The organism is Gabonibacter chumensis (assembly GCF_024741215.1).
Taxonomy (GTDB): domain Bacteria; phylum Bacteroidota; class Bacteroidia; order Bacteroidales; family Marinifilaceae; genus Gabonibacter; species Gabonibacter massiliensis.
This window is the reverse complement of record NZ_JANSKB010000001.1, coordinates 1,191,638-1,211,381: the sequence shown is the minus strand read 5'-3', so window position 1 is coordinate 1,211,381 and position 19,744 is coordinate 1,191,638. Positions and strand designations below refer to the sequence as shown.

General features: G+C 43.6%; 19 protein-coding genes and 1 tRNA gene. 4 read left to right on the top strand and 16 right to left on the bottom strand.

What is annotated here, in order from left to right; translation table 11 throughout:
* Positions 1-22: 22 nt before the first annotated feature.
* Both NVS78_RS05210 and crcB read left to right on the top strand, forming a co-directional pair.
* Positions 23-1,402, top strand: coding sequence for an MFS transporter (locus tag NVS78_RS05210; protein ID WP_286358210.1), 1,380 nt, complete (start codon positions 23-25; stop codon positions 1,400-1,402).
* A gap of 38 nt (positions 1,403-1,440) precedes the next feature.
* Positions 1,441-1,818 (top strand): fluoride efflux transporter CrcB, encoded by a 378-nt coding sequence (gene crcB, locus NVS78_RS05205; RefSeq protein WP_286358209.1) that lies wholly within the window; start codon positions 1,441-1,443, stop codon positions 1,816-1,818.
* 119 nt (positions 1,819-1,937) lie between these two features.
* Here the strand turns inward: crcB and NVS78_RS05200 are convergent, their stop codons facing one another.
* The 16 genes from NVS78_RS05200 to NVS78_RS05130 all read right to left on the bottom strand — a co-directional run bounded on the left by NVS78_RS05200 (position 1,938) and on the right by NVS78_RS05130 (position 18,827).
* Positions 1,938-2,252: a DUF3467 domain-containing protein gene (locus NVS78_RS05200; RefSeq protein WP_286358208.1), complete on the bottom strand. Its 315-nt coding sequence runs from the start codon at positions 2,250-2,252 to the stop codon at positions 1,938-1,940.
* Positions 2,253-2,397: 145 nt separating this feature from the next.
* A complete protein-coding gene (gene rpoC / locus NVS78_RS05195; protein ID WP_286358207.1) occupies positions 2,398-6,648 on the bottom strand; it encodes a DNA-directed RNA polymerase subunit beta' in 4,251 nt (1,416 codons plus the stop codon).
* Positions 6,649-6,724: 76 nt separating this feature from the next.
* Positions 6,725-10,537: a DNA-directed RNA polymerase subunit beta gene (gene rpoB / locus NVS78_RS05190; RefSeq protein ID WP_286358206.1), complete on the bottom strand. Its 3,813-nt coding sequence runs from the start codon at positions 10,535-10,537 to the stop codon at positions 6,725-6,727.
* Positions 10,538-10,631: 94 nt separating this feature from the next.
* Complete coding sequence (gene rplL / locus NVS78_RS05185) at positions 10,632-11,009, bottom strand: 50S ribosomal protein L7/L12 (RefSeq protein ID WP_286358205.1); 378 nt, start codon at positions 11,007-11,009, stop codon at positions 10,632-10,634.
* Between the two features lie 42 nt (positions 11,010-11,051).
* Positions 11,052-11,570, bottom strand: a complete 519-nt coding sequence (gene rplJ, locus NVS78_RS05180; protein ID WP_041504193.1) for a 50S ribosomal protein L10 — start codon at positions 11,568-11,570, stop codon at positions 11,052-11,054.
* Between the two features lie 30 nt (positions 11,571-11,600).
* Positions 11,601-12,296 (bottom strand): 50S ribosomal protein L1, encoded by a 696-nt coding sequence (gene rplA, locus NVS78_RS05175; RefSeq protein ID WP_041504192.1) that lies wholly within the window; start codon positions 12,294-12,296, stop codon positions 11,601-11,603.
* A 24-nt stretch (positions 12,297-12,320) separates the two neighbouring features.
* Complete coding sequence (rplK, locus tag NVS78_RS05170) at positions 12,321-12,758, bottom strand: 50S ribosomal protein L11 (protein WP_041504191.1); 438 nt, start codon at positions 12,756-12,758, stop codon at positions 12,321-12,323.
* A gap of 22 nt (positions 12,759-12,780) precedes the next feature.
* On the bottom strand, positions 12,781-13,329 hold the full coding sequence (nusG, locus tag NVS78_RS05165) for a transcription termination/antitermination protein NusG (protein WP_041504190.1): 549 nt from the start codon (positions 13,327-13,329) through the stop codon (positions 12,781-12,783).
* 20 nt (positions 13,330-13,349) lie between these two features.
* Complete coding sequence (gene secE / locus NVS78_RS14175) at positions 13,350-13,541, bottom strand: preprotein translocase subunit SecE (RefSeq protein ID WP_082027514.1); 192 nt, start codon at positions 13,539-13,541, stop codon at positions 13,350-13,352.
* A gap of 22 nt (positions 13,542-13,563) precedes the next feature.
* A tRNA-Trp gene (locus tag NVS78_RS05160) sits at positions 13,564-13,636 on the bottom strand.
* 87 nt (positions 13,637-13,723) lie between these two features.
* Positions 13,724-14,911: an elongation factor Tu gene (tuf, locus tag NVS78_RS05155; RefSeq protein ID WP_041504189.1), complete on the bottom strand. Its 1,188-nt coding sequence runs from the start codon at positions 14,909-14,911 to the stop codon at positions 13,724-13,726.
* A 173-nt stretch (positions 14,912-15,084) separates the two neighbouring features.
* Positions 15,085-15,381 (bottom strand): ribosome hibernation-promoting factor, HPF/YfiA family, encoded by a 297-nt coding sequence (gene hpf, locus NVS78_RS05150; RefSeq protein ID WP_041504188.1) that lies wholly within the window; start codon positions 15,379-15,381, stop codon positions 15,085-15,087.
* 18 nt (positions 15,382-15,399) lie between these two features.
* Positions 15,400-16,302 (bottom strand): tyrosine-type recombinase/integrase, encoded by a 903-nt coding sequence (locus NVS78_RS05145; protein WP_286358466.1) that lies wholly within the window; start codon positions 16,300-16,302, stop codon positions 15,400-15,402.
* A 71-nt stretch (positions 16,303-16,373) separates the two neighbouring features.
* Positions 16,374-16,565 carry a 30S ribosomal protein S21 gene (rpsU, locus tag NVS78_RS05140; RefSeq protein ID WP_041504187.1) on the bottom strand — a complete coding sequence of 64 codons (192 nt, stop codon included), beginning with the start codon at positions 16,563-16,565 and terminating at the stop codon, positions 16,374-16,376.
* Between the two features lie 294 nt (positions 16,566-16,859).
* On the bottom strand, positions 16,860-17,141 hold the full coding sequence (locus tag NVS78_RS05135) for a hypothetical protein (RefSeq protein WP_286358204.1): 282 nt from the start codon (positions 17,139-17,141) through the stop codon (positions 16,860-16,862).
* Positions 17,142-17,168: 27 nt separating this feature from the next.
* Positions 17,169-18,827 carry a M23 family metallopeptidase gene (locus NVS78_RS05130; RefSeq protein WP_286358203.1) on the bottom strand — a complete coding sequence of 553 codons (1,659 nt, stop codon included), beginning with the start codon at positions 18,825-18,827 and terminating at the stop codon, positions 17,169-17,171.
* 103 nt (positions 18,828-18,930) lie between these two features.
* Between NVS78_RS05130 and NVS78_RS05125 the strand changes: the two genes are divergently transcribed.
* Together NVS78_RS05125 and NVS78_RS05120 are read left to right on the top strand one after the other, a co-directional pair.
* Complete coding sequence (locus tag NVS78_RS05125; RefSeq protein WP_286358202.1) at positions 18,931-19,221, top strand: coiled-coil domain-containing protein; 291 nt, start codon at positions 18,931-18,933, stop codon at positions 19,219-19,221.
* 2 nt (positions 19,222-19,223) lie between these two features.
* Entirely contained in the window at positions 19,224-19,511 is a 288-nt protein-coding gene (locus NVS78_RS05120; RefSeq protein WP_286358201.1) for a cell division protein ZapA, read from the top strand.
* The last annotated feature ends 233 nt before the right edge of the window (positions 19,512-19,744 follow it).

Genomic DNA, 19,744 nt, shown 5'->3' with positions numbered 1-19,744 from the left:
TTGAAACTTAATGATAAACGATATGACAGGAAACAGGACACCAGATAAAATGGTAAATATGGATACGATGCCCTTGCGTTGGGGACATATCCGTATACTTATAATAGCATCTGCCGGACAGTTTTTCGGAGGAGTATTAGCCGTTCTCATCGGAGTAATCGCTCCGCTCATAGCAATTACCCATCATCCGGAACTCTCCTCTTGGCTACAAGGTCTTGTTTTCTCGTCAGGCTTAACAGGTATCACCGTAGGATCTCTATTTTTCGGTCATTTTAGCGACCGGTACGGCTACCTCTTTTTTTTCCGACTATGCCCGTTACTCATTTTATTTGCCTCTTTATGGATTTTTTTCTCTCAATCCATACTTATTCTGACGATATGTTTACTGATCATCGGATTCGGAATCGGAGGAGGTTACGCTCTCGATCCTTCTTATGTATCGGAAACAATGCCCAAGAAATGGAAAAGACAGATGTTAGGAATATCCAAGGCTACCTCGGCTCTCGGTAACATAATAATGATTATCGTCGCTTACTTCGTACTGAAACATACCGCCAATCCCGAAATTTGGAACAAACTTTTCCTATTCATCTCTATTTTTGCGGCAGTTACTTTTCTTTCCCGCATTCATTTTGCCGAAAGCCCCGAATGGTTAGCTATTCACGGTAAAATTCAGGAAGCAGAAAAAAGTGTCCGTTTCTTTTTGGGCAACGATGTCTACATCGGAGAATTAGCGAACAAATCTAAAATAAGGCATCAACCTCAAAGCTCATGGAAGGAACTTTTCGTCCGGGGAAATATCAAAAAAATTATTTTAAGCGGAATTCCCTGGGGATGCGAGGGAATGGGCGTATACGGAATCGGAATATTCACTCCGATCCTGTTGCTTTCCCTGGGATTCATTTCCCCGGAAACACTTCCCTTCGACCGGGTAACAGACGCACTGAAAATCACGCTATATATTAACTTTGCCGTTATTGCCGGCTTTATACTGGGTATCAGCTTTATCAACAAGATTAACCCGATCAGAGACCAGTCCTTAGGATTTTTTGTAAGTGCCATCGGATTATTCATTGTTCTCTTAGGCTATATATACCATTCATCCGCCTGGGTCATCCTCGTCGGGTTTATGCTTTTCGAAATAGCCTTAAATGCCGGGCCACACATGATGACCTTCATACTACCCAGCCGAATTTACGATCTTCAGACGAGAGCCGGCGGCGAAGGGGTCGCCTCTGCCCTGGGCAAACTCGGAGCCATCATTGCCACCTTTATTATACCCCTTCTCCTGAATTTAGGAGGAGGAAAATTAGTGTTGATGGTCGCCATCGGAACCCTGATATTGGGAGGAGTAATTACCGCTATTGTCGGTCCGATGGTTTTCAAACAACTTCCGAAATAAGTAGGAAAATATGTCTAACAATTAAAATTAGGAAAACTATGTTCAAAGCGATGATTATTGCAGGAATAGGAGGCTTTATCGGCACCTGCCTGCGTTTCTTGGTAGGGAAATTATTTCATTTTGTTACGACCTCACCTTTTCCGTGGGGTACGTTTGCAGTAAACATTATCGGCAGTTTTGTAATCGGCATTTTCTTCGGGTTAGCAGAAAAAGCCCATCTGATTTCACCCAACATGAATGTCTTCTTAATCACAGGTTTCTGCGGGGGATTTACCACGTTCTCCTCCTTTGCCGACGATATGTTTTTACTGATCCAGAATAGACATTGGCTCTATTTTTCTCTTTATCTCGGATTAAGCATCCTATTAGGCATCATCTTGGTTTGGTTGGGACGCAGTCTCATCAAAGCAGCATAATAAAAAAATTATTCAGAAAGTCGCGTACTTTCTGAATAACCCATTGCACCCGTCCCCCCGGATGTTATCTACAATCTTCCGGCCACCATCACAGAATCACAAAATCCCTTAATCCATAATTAAGCTTGTCCTTTCGGTTCCACATCCATGGGAAACATCGGCCCTATGGTCTCTCCTTCCGGAATATTTATACGGCCATATTCCTGCTCGAATTTTCGGATATTATCCTGAAGCACCAGCATCAAACGTTTCGCATGTTCAGGAGTAAGAATAATCCTACTTTTCACATCTGCTTTCGGCACTCCCGGCATGATCCGGATAAAATCCACGACAAACTCCGAACTCGAATGGGAAATAATCGCCAAATTAGCGTAAGTTCCCTGAGCTACTTCATGACTTAATTCTATATCCAACTGATTTTTTTTCTCTTCCATAACTTTTCGTTCTCGTTTAAGTTCGAAAGCAAAGATAATGATTAACAGAAATTACAATCTCAGAACTACTAAAAACTTATCGCAATCATCGCCTTGCCGAATCGAACAAAAAAAGACCACCGGAAAACCGATGGTCCTTTTTCTTTTATTTATTCTCTATTTTCTCGAAGTCCGCTTTCGAACCGACGATCAAACTTCTGAACTCCTTCATTCCGGTTCCTACCGGTATCAAGTGACCGCAAATCACGTTCTCTTTCAATCCCTCCAAAGGATCTACTTTTCCGTGAATAGCCGCCTCGTTCAATACCTTGGTTGTCTCCTGGAAAGAAGCAGCCGAAATGAAACTGGCAGTCTGTAGAGCAGCTCTCGTGATCCCCTGAAGTACCTGCGCAGATGTTGCAGGCACGGCATCACGAGCCTCCACGACTTTCATATCACGACGTTTCAATTGGGAATTGATATCCCGAAGCATACGCACCGTAATAATCTGTCCCGCTTTCACCCGGTCAGAATCACCCGGATCCAGAACGACTTTCTTACCGTACATGGCGTCGTTCTCTTCCATAAATTCGGATTTATCCACGATTTGGCTCTCCAAGAATTTGGTATCACCGGCATCCTGAATCAATACCTTACGCATCATCTGATGAACAATGATCTCAAAATGCTTATCATTGATCTTCACTCCCTGCATCCGGTATACATCTTGCACCTCATTTACGATATATTCCTGTACCTTTATCGGCCCTTCGATATTCAATATATCGGTCGGAGTAATCGCTCCGTCGGACAATGGGGTTCCCGCACGAACATAATCGTTTTCCTGAACCAATATCTGCTTAGACAAAGAAACCAAATATTTCTTCACCTCTCCGGCCTTAGAAGTAACGATGATCTCTCGATTACCGCGTTTGATCTTACCATAGGTCACCTCTCCGTCAATTTCCGATACAACGGCAGGATTCGACGGGTTACGGGCTTCGAATAACTCGGTAACACGCGGAAGACCTCCCGTGATATCACCGGCCTTACCGACAGCTCTCGGAATTTTGGCAATCGTGCTACCGGCAGTTACCTGTGCCCCCTCTTTCACCACGATGTGAGCACCTACCGGCAAATTATAACTCTTCACGACATTCTCTCCCGCATCTTTAATACATAAAGCAGGAGCTTTTGTTTTATCCCGGAATTCAATGATGATCATCTCACGGAAGCCGGTTGTCTCATCCGACTCCTCCTTATAAGTCTCTCCTTCGATCAGATTTTCCAATCCTATCGTTCCGGAATATTCGGTAATAATCAATGCATTGAACGGATCCCACTCACAAAGTAAATCACCCTTGTTCACTTCCTGACCATCCTTTACGAACAGCTTCGCTCCGTAAGGAATAGCGTGAGAAACCAATATTATATTGGTATTCTTATCGACAATACGTAATTCTGTCAAACGTCCTACCACAACATCGCATACGGTTCCGTTATCCAAGGTATGTTCCACGGAACGTAACTCTTCAAACTCCACATAACCTTCGTATTTTGCCTTCAGAGAGTTCTCGCTGGAAATATTTCCGGCAGTACCTCCCACGTGGAATGTCCTCAAAGTCAACTGCGTACCAGGCTCTCCAATGGACTGTGCCGCGATAACTCCGACAGCCTCACCTTTCTCCACCATCCGACTCGTGGCCAAATTACGTCCGTAACATTTAGCACAAACTCCTTTTTTCGCCTCACAAGTCAACACGGAACGAACCTCTACGCGTTCGATCGGCGATCTCTCGATCATATCGGCAATGACTTCCGTAATTTCCTCCCCGGAAGCAACGATCAATTCACCCGTATTCGGATGATAAATATCATGTACGGAAACACGTCCCAGGATTCGCTCGGACAAAGAAGCAACCACCTCTTCGTTATTCTTAATCGCCGATATGGTAATACCGCGCAATGTACCGCAATCCTCTTCCGTAATCGTAATATCATTGGCCACATCGACCAAACGACGAGTCAAATAACCGGCATCAGCCGTTTTCAACGCCGTATCGGCCAAACCTTTACGGGCACCGTGAGTTGAAATAAAGTACTCCAATACAGACAATCCCTCTTTAAAGTTAGCTAAAATCGGGTTTTCAATAATCTGTCCGCCGGTTGCGCCTGATTTTTGAGGTTTAGCCATCAATCCACGCATACCTCCCAACTGACGGATCTGCTCGCGAGAACCACGGGCTCCCGAGTCCAACATCATATAGATGGAATTGAATCCCTGGTCATCGGAAGCCAACTGCTTCATCAAAGTAGCCGTCAAATTAGCATTCACGTGCGTCCAAATATCAATAATCTGATTGTAACGTTCATTATTGGTAATGAATCCCATATTATAGTTCGACATTACCTCGTCTACCTGATTGTAACCTTCTTCCAACAGAGATTGTTTCTCTTCCGGAATGATAACGTCTCCCAAATTAAAGGACAAACCACCCTCAAACGCTTTCCGATATCCCAAATCCTTAATATCGTCCAAGAACTTGGCCGTTACATCCACGCCGCAACGCTTAAACACGTCCCCGATGATGTCACGTAAAGCTTTTTTCGTAATCAACGTATTGATATACGGATAATTCTTCGGAGTATATTGATTCAACAACACCCGACCGACAGTCGTATCTATCGTGTGACGGATAGGATTCCCCTCTTGATCCACGTCGTCGATCTTCACTTTGATCTCTGCATGTAAATCTACCGCTCTTTCGTTAAAGGCAATAATAACCTCCTCCGGAGAATAAAATTTCAATCCTTCTCCCCGGGCGCCTTTTCTGGGTTTAGTGATATAATACAACCCCAACACCATATCCTGAGAAGGAACCGTAATAGGAGCTCCGTTCGCAGGATTCAATATATTATGGGAACACAACATCAGAATCTGAGCTTCCAAAATAGCTTCATTACCCAAAGGCAAATGAACTGCCATTTGGTCTCCGTCGAAGTCGGCATTAAATCCGGTACAAGCCAAGGGATGCAAACGGATAGCCTTTCCTTCGATCAATTTCGGTTGGAAAGCCTGAATACCTAAACGGTGCAGGGTCGGAGCACGGTTTAACAAAACCGGATGACCTTTCAACACGTTTTCCAGGATATCCCACACGATCGGATCACGGCGATCCACGATCTTTTTGGCACTCTTCACCGTTTTCACGATACCCCGTTCAATCAATTTCCGAATGATAAACGGCATATAAAGTTCTGCCGCCATATCCTTGGGAAGACCACATTCGTGCATTTTCAAATCGGGCCCCACGACAATAACCGAACGAGCCGAATAATCGACACGCTTTCCTAACAAATTCTGACGGAAACGTCCCTGCTTACCCTTCAAACTGTCGGAAAGAGATTTCAACGGCCGGTTGTTTTCGATTTTCACCGCATTGGATTTACGGGAATTGTCGAACAACGAGTCAACAGCTTCCTGCAACATACGTTTTTCATTCCGCAAAATCACATCCGGAGCCTTAATCTCAATCAAACGTTTCAAACGATTGTTACGGATAATCACCCTCCGGTACAGATCGTTTAAATCGGACGTGGCAAAACGACCGCCATCCAACGGAACTAACGGGCGCAATTCGGGAGGGATCACGGAAACCACCTTCACGATCATCCATTCCGGTTTATTGATATCTTTACTTTCCCGGAAAGCCTCCACTACCTGCAAACGTTTCAAAGCTTCATTTTTCCGCTGTTGAGACGTTTCGGTATTGGCTTTATTTCTCAATTCGTAAGACAAATCATCCAAATCCAAACGTTCCAACAACATGGAGATAGCTTCAGCACCCATCTTGGCGATAAACTTATTGGGATCATCGTCATCCAAATACTGATTCTCGTTCGGAAGCTTATCTAAAATATCAAGGTACTCCTCCTCTGTAAGGAAATCCAGTGTTTTAATTCCGGACTCGGCCATAACTCCCGGGTTTACCACGACATATCTTTCGTAATAAATCACCGCATCCAATTTTTTGGAAGGCAATCCCAACAAATAACCGATTTTATTCGGTAAAGATTTGAAATACCAAATGTGTGCCACGGGAACAACCAATTGTATATGTCCCATCCGCTCACGACGAACCTTTTTCTCCGTCACCTCAACACCGCATCGGTCGCACACAATCCCTTTATAGCGAATACGTTTGTATTTACCGCAATGACATTCGTAATCTTTCACCGGCCCGAAGATTCGTTCACAGAACAAACCATCCCGTTCAGGTTTATAGGTACGATAGTTTATGGTCTCCGGTTTTAACACCACACCACTGGAACGCTCCAGAATCTCTTCCGGAGAAGCCAAACCAATAGCAATCTTTGTAAAACTAGTTTTTGTTTTATTCTCTTTTCTGAATGCCATATTTATGAATTTTAGATTTCAGATTTTAGATCCTGGCAATACAACCCGTCCCAAATCCGAAATCGTAAATCAAAAATTATATCAAGTTAACGCTCAATCCCAAACCTCTCAACTCATGTAACAATACATTGAAGGACTCCGGTATACCCGGTGTAGGTAACGGTTCTCCCTTCACGATGTGTTCATAAGTCTTGGTTCTACCCATTACATCGTCCGACTTCACGGTCAGAATCTCCTGTAAGATATGAGAAGCCCCGAAAGCTTCCAATGCCCAAACCTCCATCTCTCCGAAACGTTGCCCTCCGAACTGTGCCTTACCTCCAAGAGGTTGCTGAGTAATCAAGGAATACGGTCCGATAGAACGGGCATGCATCTTGTCATCTACCATGTGCCCCAGCTTCAACATATAGATCACTCCCACGGTAGCGGGCTGGTCGAAACGCTCTCCGGTTCCTCCGTCATACAGGTAGGTAGTACCGCTTCTCGGCAATCCGGCCTTATCCGTGTACTCGTTTATCTCCTCCAAAGTAGCCCCGTCAAAAATCGGAGTCGCAAATTTTACGCCCAATTTTTTTCCGGCCCAACCCAGTACGGTTTCGAATACCTGTCCCAGGTTCATACGGGAAGGTACACCTAACGGATTCAAACAAATATCCACCGGAGTTCCGTCTTCCAGGAAGGGCATATCCTCCACTCTTACTACGCGGGATACGATACCTTTGTTACCGTGACGTCCCGCCATCTTATCTCCGATCTGCAATTTACGTTTTTTAGCCACGTATACCTTTGCCATCTTGATAATTCCGGAAGGTAACTCGTCACCGACGGTAGCATTATATTTCTTACGTTTGATTTGACCTTCGATCTCTTTGTACTTGATGATGTAATTATGCAACAAGTCGCGGATCATATCGTTTTTCTGCTTATCGGTCGTCCATTTGTTCGGATTGATCTGCAAGAAATCCATATTCTGGAGCATCTTGTAAGAGAATTTCACCCCTTTCGGAACAATATCCTCGTTCAGATAATTTTTCACGCCCTGAGAGGTCTTCCCGTTCACTAACTCGAATAGTTTGTCGATCAACAGAGAGGTCAAATCTCCCACTTTACGTTGGAATTGTTCGTCAAATTCTGCCAACAGATTCTTTCCCGCAGCTTTGGATTTGCGATCCCCTACCGTGCGTTGGTACAACTTCTTGTCGATAATGACCCCGCTCAACGAAGGAGAAGCTTTTAACGAAGCATCCTTCACGTCTCCGGCCTTATCTCCGAAAATAGCCCGTAATAATTTCTCCTCCGGGCTCGGATCCGATTCTCCCTTCGGAGTAATCTTACCGATCATGATATCGCCCGGTTTAATACGGGCTCCTATGCGGATAATACCGTTTTCATCCAGATCGCGGGTAGCTTCCTCGCTTACGTTCGGAATATCGGCGGTCAACTCTTCCAAACCGCGCTTGGTCTCCCGCACTTCCAACGAATATTCATCCACGTGTACGGAAGTAAACACGTCGTTGCGCACGATATTCTCCGAAATAACGATGGCATCCTCGTAGTTATACCCCTTCCACGGCATGAAAGCCACTTTCAAGTTACGTCCCAAGGCTAACTCTCCCTTCTCGGAAGAATATCCCTCCGTCAATATCTGGCCTTCTTCCACCCGATCGCCTTTTCTTACGATAGGTTTCAAGGTCATGGTCGTACTCTGGTTCGTACGTTTATATTTAGGCAGATAATACTCTTTCGTATCATTGTCAAAGCTCACATAAGCCTCCTCTTCCGTACGATCGTATTTGATCACGATCTTACGCCCGTCGACATAATCCACCACACCCGGTCCTTCCGCAACGATCTGCGTTCTGGAATCCTTGATCAGATTTGCCTCCAAACCGGTACCCACGATCGGAGATTCCGGACAAATGATAGGCACAGCCTGACGCATCATGTTGGATCCCATCAAAGCGCGGTTGGCATCGTCATGTTCCAAGAAAGGAATTAAAGAAGCGGCAATCGAGGCAATTTGATTCGGCGCCACGTCGATCAGATCCACGCTCTCTCCTTCTGCCATCGGAAAATCCGCATCTTGTCTGGCTTTTACCCGTTTATCCAAGAATAGACCTTCGTCGTTTACCGGAGAACTGGCTTGCGCTATAACCAACCCCTCTTCCTCCTCTGCCGAATAATACCTCACCCCCTCGTCGGACAAATCCACCACCCCGTCATTTACCTTCCGGTAAGGAGTCTCGATAAATCCGAGGTCATTGATTTTAGCATAAACGCAAAGAGAAGAGATCAAACCGATATTCGGACCTTCCGGGGTTTCGATCGGACACAAGCGGCCATAATGCGTGTAGTGTACATCTCGAACCTCAAATCCGGCACGATCCCTGGACAAACCTCCGGGTCCCAAAGCAGACATACGTCTTTTGTGCGTGATCTCTGCCAACGGATTCGTTTGATCCATAAACTGAGATAAAGCATTGGTTCCGAAGAAAGAGTTGATCACGGAAGATAAAATCTTCGAATTGATCAAATCCACCGGAGTAAACACCTCGTTGTCCCGAACGTTCATCCTTTCCCGGATCGTACGGGCCATACGGGCAAGCCCTACTCCAAATTGGTTATATAACTGTTCTCCCACGGTACGAACGCGACGGTTACTCAAATGGTCGATATCGTCCACATCCGTACGAGCATTCAACAGGCGAATCAAATACTTGATAATCTCGATGATATCCTCTTTCGTTAAAACCCGAATATCCGGATCCGTGGAAAGATTCAACTTCTTGTTTAACTTGTAACGCCCCACGTCACCCAAATCGTAACGTTTATCCGAGAAGAAGAGCTTGTCGATCACGTCACGGGCCGTTGCTTCGTCTGGTGGTTCCGAACTACGCAATTGCCTGTAAATATGCATGACAGCCTCTTTTTCCGAGTTACAGGGGTCTTTCTGTAACGTGTTATATATAATGGCATAATCAGCCAGATTCTGAATCTCCTTGTGAAGAAGGATCGTTTTCGCTCCCGATTCAACGATCGCATCTATATGCTCAGGCTCCAGTACCGTTTCCCGATCCACGATAATCTCGTTACGTTCGATGGAAACAACTTCTCCGGTATCTTCATCCACGAAATCTTCTACCCAAGATTTCAAAACACGAGCAGCTAAACGACGACCAATGACTTTCTTCAATCCCGTCCGGGAAACATTCACTTCATCTGCCAACCCGAAAATTTCGAGAATATCTTTATCCGTTTCAAAGCCGATGGCTCTTAACAGGGTCGTCACGGGCAATTTCTTTTTCCGGTCGATGTACGCATACATCACGTTATTGATATCCGTGGCAAATTCGATCCAGGACCCCTTAAACGGAATAATTCTGGCTGAATAAAGCTTCGTACCATTCGCATGAATACTCTGTCCGAAGAATACACCGGGAGACCTGTGTAACTGAGAAACGACGACACGCTCTGCTCCATTGATCACGAAAGTACCTTTCGGTGTCATATAAGGAACATTCCCCAAATACACATCCTCAATAACCGTATCAAAATCTTCATGTTCCGGATCAGTACAGTATAACTTCAACTTCGCTTTCAGCGGAGCTCCGTACGTCAAGCCCTGACTTAAACACTCGTCAATGGTATAACGCGGCGGATCTATAAAGTAATCCAAAAATTCTAAAACAAAGTTATTACGTGTATCTGTTATAGGAAAATTCTCTTTGAAAACCGTGTAAAGGCCTTCATTCTTTCTGTTCTCAGGCGTGGTACCTAATTGAAAAAAGTCTTTGAACGACTTTAATTGCACCTCCAAAAAATCAGGATAATCCAACTGATTTTTTATCGACGCAAAGCTTATTCTATTGTTTGAATTATATGAAGACATCTATTAATTTTTTTGAACCTAAACAATCATAACAACAAAATGGTTAAGAGTCCACATGAGACTCTTAACCTCCAAAACCTACCGGTTTTATTCTTTATTTAAGTTCAACTTCAGCTCCTGCTTCTTCAAGTTGAGTTTTTAAGCTGTTAGCTTCTTCTTTAGAAACTTTCTCTTTCAATGGAGCCGGAGCTTTGTCAACTAATTCTTTAGCTTCTTTCAAACCAAGACCGGTCAACTCTTTTACCAACTTAACAACAGCCAATTTAGCGGCACCAGCTGATTTAAGAACTACATCGAATTCCGTTTGCTCAGCAGCAGCGGCACCGGCGCCACCAGCAGCAGGAGCAGCTACAGCCACAGCAGCAGCTGCAGGTTCAATTCCGTACTCTTCTTTTAAAATATCAGCTAATTCTTTTACGTCTTTTACGGTAAGGTTTACTAGCTCTTCTGCAAGTTTTTTCAAATCTGCCATTTCTATACTAATTTAAAATTGTTTGTTACTTAACTTAAAAAATTATTCTTTTTCAGACAGTGTCTTAACAACACCGGCGATCGTATTTTGTCCGGATTGCAAAGCAGAAATAACGTTCTGCATCGGAGACTGAAGCATCAGGATGATATCTCCAATCAACTCTTCCTTAGACTTAATATTGATCAACGCGTCTAATTGATTTTCGCCTACATAAGCGCATTCCTCAACGAAAGCGGCTTTAAATGCAGGTTTATCCTTATCTTTACGGAACTCTTTGATCAATTTGGCAGGCGCATTACCTGTTTCGCACAACATTACGGCACTACTTCCTTTCAAAGAAACGAAGATCTCCTCGTAATTGTTGTTAGCGTTCTCAAGAGCCTTTTTCAACAAGGTGTTTTTAACCTGTATAAGCTTTATGTTAGCATCGAAACAAGCCCTACGCAACGCCTGAGTGGCGACTGCATCCAAACCCGCAATATCGGTTACATAAAGATGCTTATATTCGTTAACCTGCTCCGTCAAGCTGTCTATAATGACTTTTTTCTCTTCTTTTTTCATACTACTGAGGTCCTTTTTAAGGTTACAAAATTAATCAAGTAATGACTTTGGTTCTACTTGAATACCGGGACTCATCGTACTTGACAGATACACACTCTTAACATAGGTTCCTTTCGCGGCTGCCGGTTTCAATTTGTTGATCACGTTCAAGAATTCTCTCGCGTTTTCTAAAATCTTAACGGCATCAAATGATACTTTACCTATAGAGGCGTGAATAATACCAAATTTGTCAACCTTAAAGTCGATCTTACCTTGCTTTACTTCAGTAACAGCTTTTCCGATTTCCGGAGTTACCGTACCGCTTTTCGGGTTAGGCATCAATCCACGAGGACCCAATATTCTACCAAGAGCACCCACTTTACCCATCACGGAAGGCATCGTAATGATGATATCTATATCGGTCCAACCGCCTTTGATCTTCTCGATATAATCATCCAATCCCACGTAGTCCGCACCGGCAGCCTTAGCTTCATCCTCCTTGTCAGGCGTACACAAAACCAACACTTTTACTTCTTTTCCGGTACCATGAGGTAAAGTACATACACCGCGAACCATTTGATTGGCTTTACGCGGATCCACTCCTAATCGAACGTCCAGGTCTACTGACGCATCAAACTTGGTAAAAGTAATCTCTTTTACAAGTTGTGCAGCCTCGTCGATAGAATACACTTTTCCACCTTCGATCTTTTCTAAAGCTAACTTCTTATTTTTTGTCAGTCTACTCATTACGTTTGAAGTATTACAAATTCATTAAAAAGGTCTTTCACCATCAACGGTGATACCCATACTTCTGGCAGTACCAGCTACCATACTCATCGCTTTTTCTACTTCAAAAGCATTCAAATCTTTCATCTTAGACTCTGCAATCTCTTTTACTTGAGCCCAAGTAATAGAAGCCACCTTTTTACGGTTAGGCTCGGCAGATCCGGATTTCAATTTGGCTACTTCCAAAAGCTGAACCGCAACAGGAGGTTGTTTCGTGATAAAATCAAATGACTTATCACCGTACACCTGAATAATCACCGGGATAATCTTTCCTGCCTGATCCTGAGTTCTTGCGTTGAATTGCTTGCAGAAGTCCATGATATTGACCCCTTTTGAACCTAACGCAGGACCTACTGGAGGAGAAGGATTTGCTGCTCCGGCTTTAATTTGTAGCTTGATAATTGCTTCAACTTCTTTTGCCATGATTTTTTTTAATCAATAATTGTTATTCTTTTTCTACCTGCATGAAACTCAGTTCAAGTGGCGTTTTCCGTCCGAAGATCTTAACAATTACTTTTAATCTCTTCTTATCCGAATTCACCTCCTCTATCACGCCGGTAAAACCGTTAAAAGGCCCGTCGGTCACTTTAACCGACTCGCCCACGAAATAAGGAACACTTATTTCTTCTGGTTGTTCCGCAAGTTCATCCACCGTACCTAAAATCCGGTTCACCTCCGCTTGACGCATCGGCACAGGATCTCCTCCCTTGGTCTCCCCCAGGAAGCCAATCACGTTCGTAATATCACGAAGCATGTGGGGAATTTCACCAACAAGAGCAGCCTCTATCAATACATAACCCGGGTATAGATTCCGTTCACTACTGAATTTTTTCCCGTTACGTACTTGATAAACCTTCTCGGCCGGCACCAAAACCTGTGAAACATAGTCCTGAAGCCCTAAACTGGCAATTTCATTTTCGATGTACTCCTTTACCTTTTTCTCCTTGCCTCCAATTGTTCGAAGTACATACCATCTTTTTTTTATTTCAGCCATGTGTCAGACCTCCAAGATTTTTAATAAAACAAACTATATATACCTGTCATTATGTGTCTGAACGAGAAATCCATCGCAAATATACAAAGAGCTATGATAACGGAAGCAATCATCACAATCGTTGCACTACTCTGGAGTTCAGACCATGTGGGCCAGGATACTTTATTTACCAGTTCGTTGTAAACGTCTGATATATAACTCTTAATTCTCATCTGTTTCTTTCTTTTTAAATTGCACGGGAGGAGAGGTTCGAACTCCCGACCCTCGGTTTTGGAGACCGATGCTCTACCAACTGAGCCACTCCCGTATGTGGAGTTGACCGAAGTCAACTCCATTTATCTTGGATTCATGACCGAGCGATTCCAGAGCGAATCGACCAAATCATAAAATCATCTTAGCCTAAGATTTCGGTAATCTGTCCGGCACCCACGGTTCTACCACCCTCGCGGATAGCGAAACGCAAACCTAACGAACAAGCAACCGGAGTGATCAAATCAACCGTGATGGTCAAGTTATCACCAGGCATTACCATCTCGCGTCCTTCCGGCAAAGTGATCTCTCCGGTAACGTCCAATGTACGGATATAGAATTGCGGTCTGTATCTGTTGTGGAACGGAGTGTGACGACCACCTTCTTCTTTTTTCAGGATATAAACCTCGGCTTTGAATTTCGTATGCGGGGTTACTGATTTCGGTTTTGCCAAAACCATACCACGCTTGATTTCGTTTTTATCGACACCGCGAAGCAACAAACCTACGTTATCACCGGCTTCTCCGTCATCCAGAATCTTACGGAACATCTCAACTCCGGTACAAACGGTCTTTTTCCCGTCAGCACCCAAACCGATCATTTCCAACTCATCACCCACGTGAACGGTACCCGTCTCAATACGACCGGTAGCAACAGTACCACGACCGGTAATAGAGAATACGTCCTCAACAGGCATCAGGAACGGTTTGTCTACAGCACGTTCCGGAAGTTCAATCCAAGAATCCACTGCATCCATCAACTCCATTACTTTCTCTTCCCATTTCGGCTCTCCATTTAAAGCACCGAGGGCAGAACCTAAAATAATAGGAGTATTGTCTCCATCGTATCCGTAGAAAGACAACAACTCTCTCATCTCCATCTCAACCAATTCCAACATTTCAGGGTCATCCACCATATCCACTTTGTTCAAGAAAACGACCATTCTCGGTACGTTTACCTGACGAGCCAAAAGGATGTGCTCACGCGTTTGGGGCATCGGACCGTCTGTAGCGGCACAAACCAGAATAGCACCGTCCATCTGAGCGGCACCGGTAACCATGTTCTTTACATAGTCGGCGTGTCCCGGACAGTCAACATGCGCATAGTGGCGATTTGCAGTTTCATATTCTACGTGCGAAGTATTAATGGTAATACCTCTCTCTTTTTCTTCCGGAGCGTTATCGATAGAATCGAATGAACGCAATTCAGAAAGACCTTTTTTTGCCAAAACTGTCGTAATCGCAGCAGTCAAGGTTGTTTTACCGTGGTCAACGTGACCAATAGTACCAATATTTACGTGTGGTTTTGACCTGTCAAAATGTTCTTTAGCCATAACTCTAAAACAATTTTATTATTAAACAATTTATCACAAAAACTCTATAACATACCATAGAAAATTCCCTGAACGACTGAATGTTAACCAGTCCAAACGAGAAAAATCCATTTAATTTGGCTTGCAAATGTACAAATTAAAAATCATATCTCACAATAAATGAGATCATTTTTTTAATTTTCTCTCTTTTCCTTCGCCTTCGTCAACTGACGCTTCAACACGTCATACAACTCATCCACCGTCTCCTCAAAAGTTTTAGCATTCTTCTTTACGAAAACATCCTGTCCCTTCACGTCAACGTTCACCTCCATCAATTTGTTTTCAAGATTGTCGTCCTTTTCCAATTTCAACGTCACCACAATCGCGATAATGCCATCGTGATACCTTTCCAGTTTCGAGAATTTTTTATTGATCAACTCTTCCAAAACCGGATTTACTGAAAAACCTACAGGATTAATTCTAATTTCCATACCGTTTCCTCCTATAATTTATGCTCGTGGGTGAGCTTGTTTAAAAATCTTCAACATACTCTCTACCGAGTTGTGCGTGTAGACCTGGGTGGCAGCTAAACTCGAATGCCCTAAAAGCTCCCGGATCCCCTCTATGGACGCCCCGTTATTCAACAAATGAGTGGCGAAAGAGTGACGCAACACATGCGGACTCCTCTTGGACAAAGTGGTATTTTTCGACAACTTCTCGGTAACCAGCCGATAAACAAATTTATCGTAAACAGGCAACCCCTTGTCAGTCACGAAAAAAAAACCGTGTTCCTGAATTACGACCTCCTGCCTCCTCTCCAAATAATACGCCATCGCTTTCTCCAACTCGTTCACGACCGGAATCTCCCGTTGCTTGTTCCCTTTTCCCGTCACCCGAATACATCGCCGGGAAAAATCGACATCCGACACCTTCAACCCGACTATTTCCGAACGCCTCATCCCCGTGTCATAGGCCATCAACAAAATCAACCAATCGCGCAGGCAAGGAAAATCCTCCTTTTCCACATTCAACACCGCAGCCATCTCTTCCTCTTTCACGAAAACAGGCAACCGCTTAGCCGTTTTAGGGCCGCTAATCCCCTCCGCCGGATTTACCTCCAACACTCCCTCTTTCAGTAAAAAACGAAAAAAAGCTTTTAAACTGCTCAACTTTCGCTTCCCGGAAGTGCCCTTCAGTTTCTCCCCGGTCTCTACTTTCCGCATACTCCCGCTCATCTCGGCCATAAGCCATCCTCTCACTAACTTGGTAGTTATTTTTAAAATATCCTCCTCCGAATCGCTCAACTTACAATAATCAAAAAATTGACGCAAATCCATTTGGTATGCTTTTATCGTGCGAGGAGAATATCTTTTTACACGACTGAGATAATTCAAAAAAGCCTGGAGTTGCATCATTTTCAAAATTTTAAAGACGTAACTAAATTACGCTTTTTGTTTTTGAAAAACAACATTATGTAAATCTTTTATTCTTCTGCTTGCTGTAACGATTGACGGTAAGCAGCTTTCATACGAGCCATCCGATTTCTCACAGAAGGTTTGGTAAAAGCTTGACGGTCTCTCAATTCTTTAATAACACCGGTTTTCTCGAATTTTCTTTTGAATTTTTTCAACGCTCTTTCAATATTCTCGCCTTCTTTCAATGGAACTATAATCATGATCTTTTATTTTTAAAAATGAATAATTTAATTACTAAAAAAATAACCGACGACACCATCGCGTGTCCTCTTTCTTACCGAATATCATATTATTTATTTATCTCAAAAATAATCGACCACCCCCTTTCAAGCGGATTGAAACGTAAATTTAACCATTCGAAAACTGCCGCAAAGGTAAATGAATTAATCGAGAATTACAACGCACGAAATAAAAATCTACTTTTAAGAACCTGTCTTTACCCATTTTACCGCATCCGTGTTATCCCCCTCCCTGTTTTTACCCATGCGATACGATCAGGGATTCAACAGATCTTTGCAATAATAATCCAAAATACCGTTGATCATGTTCACGTAAGTACGAGCCTTACCGTTATCCGGATTCAAACGCAATACCGCATTGAAATAGTTCAAAGCCCGAGTAAAATCAGCCTTGCCGTTATAAATAATTCCCAACTCCATCAATATCTCCTCCGGCCCCTCTTTTTCTCCGATCACCTGTTCTTCCAACAAGGCAACAGCCTCTTCCGTTTTCTTCTCTTTTGCCAGCTCCCTGGCTTTTTCTATTATCGTATTCATATATATACTTTTTACTAACTAATACTCCTATTTTATAATATGGGTTTCAAAGGTAGCAATATTTCCCACGCCATCCGCCACCTTTAACACGAGCCTGTTTTTTCCCTTTGTAAAAGCAGGCTCGCTCAAACGCCCCTCCAGCATATTCTTTTTAGCATCATAAGAGAACAGACACCATTTCCCGTTCACCTCAACCCGGTAAGAAGCAATACCCGTCAATTCATCCTTTATTTTAAAATGCACTCTTTTCCCGGCAACCTTTCCCAAATAATCGATTTGAGGAGCCACCGTATCCCGGCTCACCGTATAACGTCCCAACACGCGGGGATAAGCCAAAAGTCCCGTTTCCGACCGCCAAGTTTTCATCGGCAATAACTTATTCCCTTTTCCGACCATACATAGCACGCTTTTCTCCGGAAATGAACCCGTCACCTGCAATTTTCCTTTCTTTAACAAAGGCCACTCCTCTCTTGCCAAACAAAACACCTCCATCGTTTCAATACTGTCTTTATGACAAGAAACGAGTTGCGGTTTACCCGATACCGGATACGGTAAGGCATCCGGTTCCAACTCCAGCACATAATTTTCACAAACCATCCGATGCTCTTTCCGGTTATCCCAAATCACGCGCTCCGAACTTTCGATCTCACGTTCCTTCTCTTTCCCGATCAACTCAAAGGAAAGTCGGGAAACATTACCGTTCATATCCCGCAACTCCAAACGGATTTGCCGGATAGTATCCGGATACAGCGTAATAAACCCGCGATCGAGCGAGGTAAAAATTCCCGGTAATTCATCCCGGTAATTTCCAAACGTCGTGTAGACGACCTTATTCTCCCTATAAAGTTGAAAATCCTTTACCTCGTTCACCAAAACGTTTTGATCGAAAGAGGTGGTATCCATCTTCATTCGGGATATCAACCGCCCTCCGACCCACAACTTCAACTCGTACAATCCCAATTTATTCCATGATCCGTTCATGTAATCATCAGCCTGCACGCCGACACCGACTTTTCCGGCAGGAAACCGTACCCTCCCGGCACTGTAATTCCTGCTTCCCGTATTTTTTACCTCGACGCGACTACGCCCCGACAGCACCCCCTCCTCTGAAAACCCATAAAGATAAAGAGCCCGAAGAGTCGGTCCCATGGTATCCTCTATTTTCAGGAAGAGCAACGGATTCAACGGGCGTTCGTCCCGAGAGCTTCTCACCTCGAAATGCAAATGAGGTCCCATGGAAGAACCGCTGTTTCCACTATAAGCAATAGTATCTCCCGCTTTGAATACAATCGCTTCCGCTTTAAAATTTTCGTCGATAGCGAATGACTCTTTCGCGTATTGCATATCCCGAACGATCTTCTCCACCCGGGGAACAAAACGTTGCAAATGCCCGTAAACCGTCGTGTATCCGTCAGCATGTTCGATATACAATGCATTTCCGTAACCCGTCGCTGAAACCTTCACCCGGGCCAACACCCCGTCTTTCACGCATATTACCGGCAATCCTTCCCGGCCCTCCGTTTTGTAATCCAATCCGGAATGAAAATGCGAATCTCTCAATTCTCCGAAATTACCACTCAACAAGGGCTCGACGCGTAAAGGATTTAACCACCCGGACGATTGTCCCCAAGCGACTGACGTTAAAAGGAGTAAAACTCCCGCAATCATGACCGTTCCTTTTTTCATAATATCATACCGGCTACTAAAAATGACAAAACCGTTGCAAAAATAACAACACTCTTGGTATTTAAAAGAAATTGTCCTATCTTTGTGGTGTAAAGTTTAGGTTATGACAGAAAAAGAAGAAAACATAATAAAAGAGCTAAACTTAAAAATTGAACAACTAATAAAACGATATATATCCTCGCTGGACAAAAACAAAAATCTGGAAGCGGAGATCCAAGCTCTCAGAAACCGGATTGAGCAGCTGAAAGGCGAGAACAACAGATTAAACGAGAACATAAAAGCTTTGAAAGTGGCTAATGCTATTTCGACCGGAGATGGAAGCTCTGAGGCCAAAATAAGAATCAGCCAACTGGTGCGGGAGATTGACAAATGTATTGCTCTTTTGAATAACTAAATATGAATGATAAACTTACGATTAATGTGAACATTGCAGGACGGATTTGCACGTTGACGATAGAGAGAGAGGAAGAGGAGCAAATCAGAAAAGCGGCACAATTGATTAATGGTAAGATTTCTCAATATAGGGAGAAATATTCAAATATTGACCCCATGGATTTTTTAGTCGCCACGGCCCTGCAATTTACAGCCAAAATGTTGGAAGCCGAGCAACGGAACGATGTCGAACCGATATTGAATGAAATAGAAAAAGTGAACAAAAGGTTAGACGAATTCGTAAAAGAGTGAAAAAGCGTTCTTTGAAAAGAAATAGATATACCCGCATTATTTCGTATTTAATTGGAAAACTCAACACTTAACCAATTAGAGCAAAGCTTAGTCGGCACAAGATAGGCCTCAACTCTTCGGAGTTCCTTCGGGACAGTGGACATCTGAATCTGACGGCAGCTCTACCCGTGTCTAACAGGGGTTTTTTTAAAGAGAAATAGTGCGGGTTTTTTATTATGAAAATAGAAAACCAA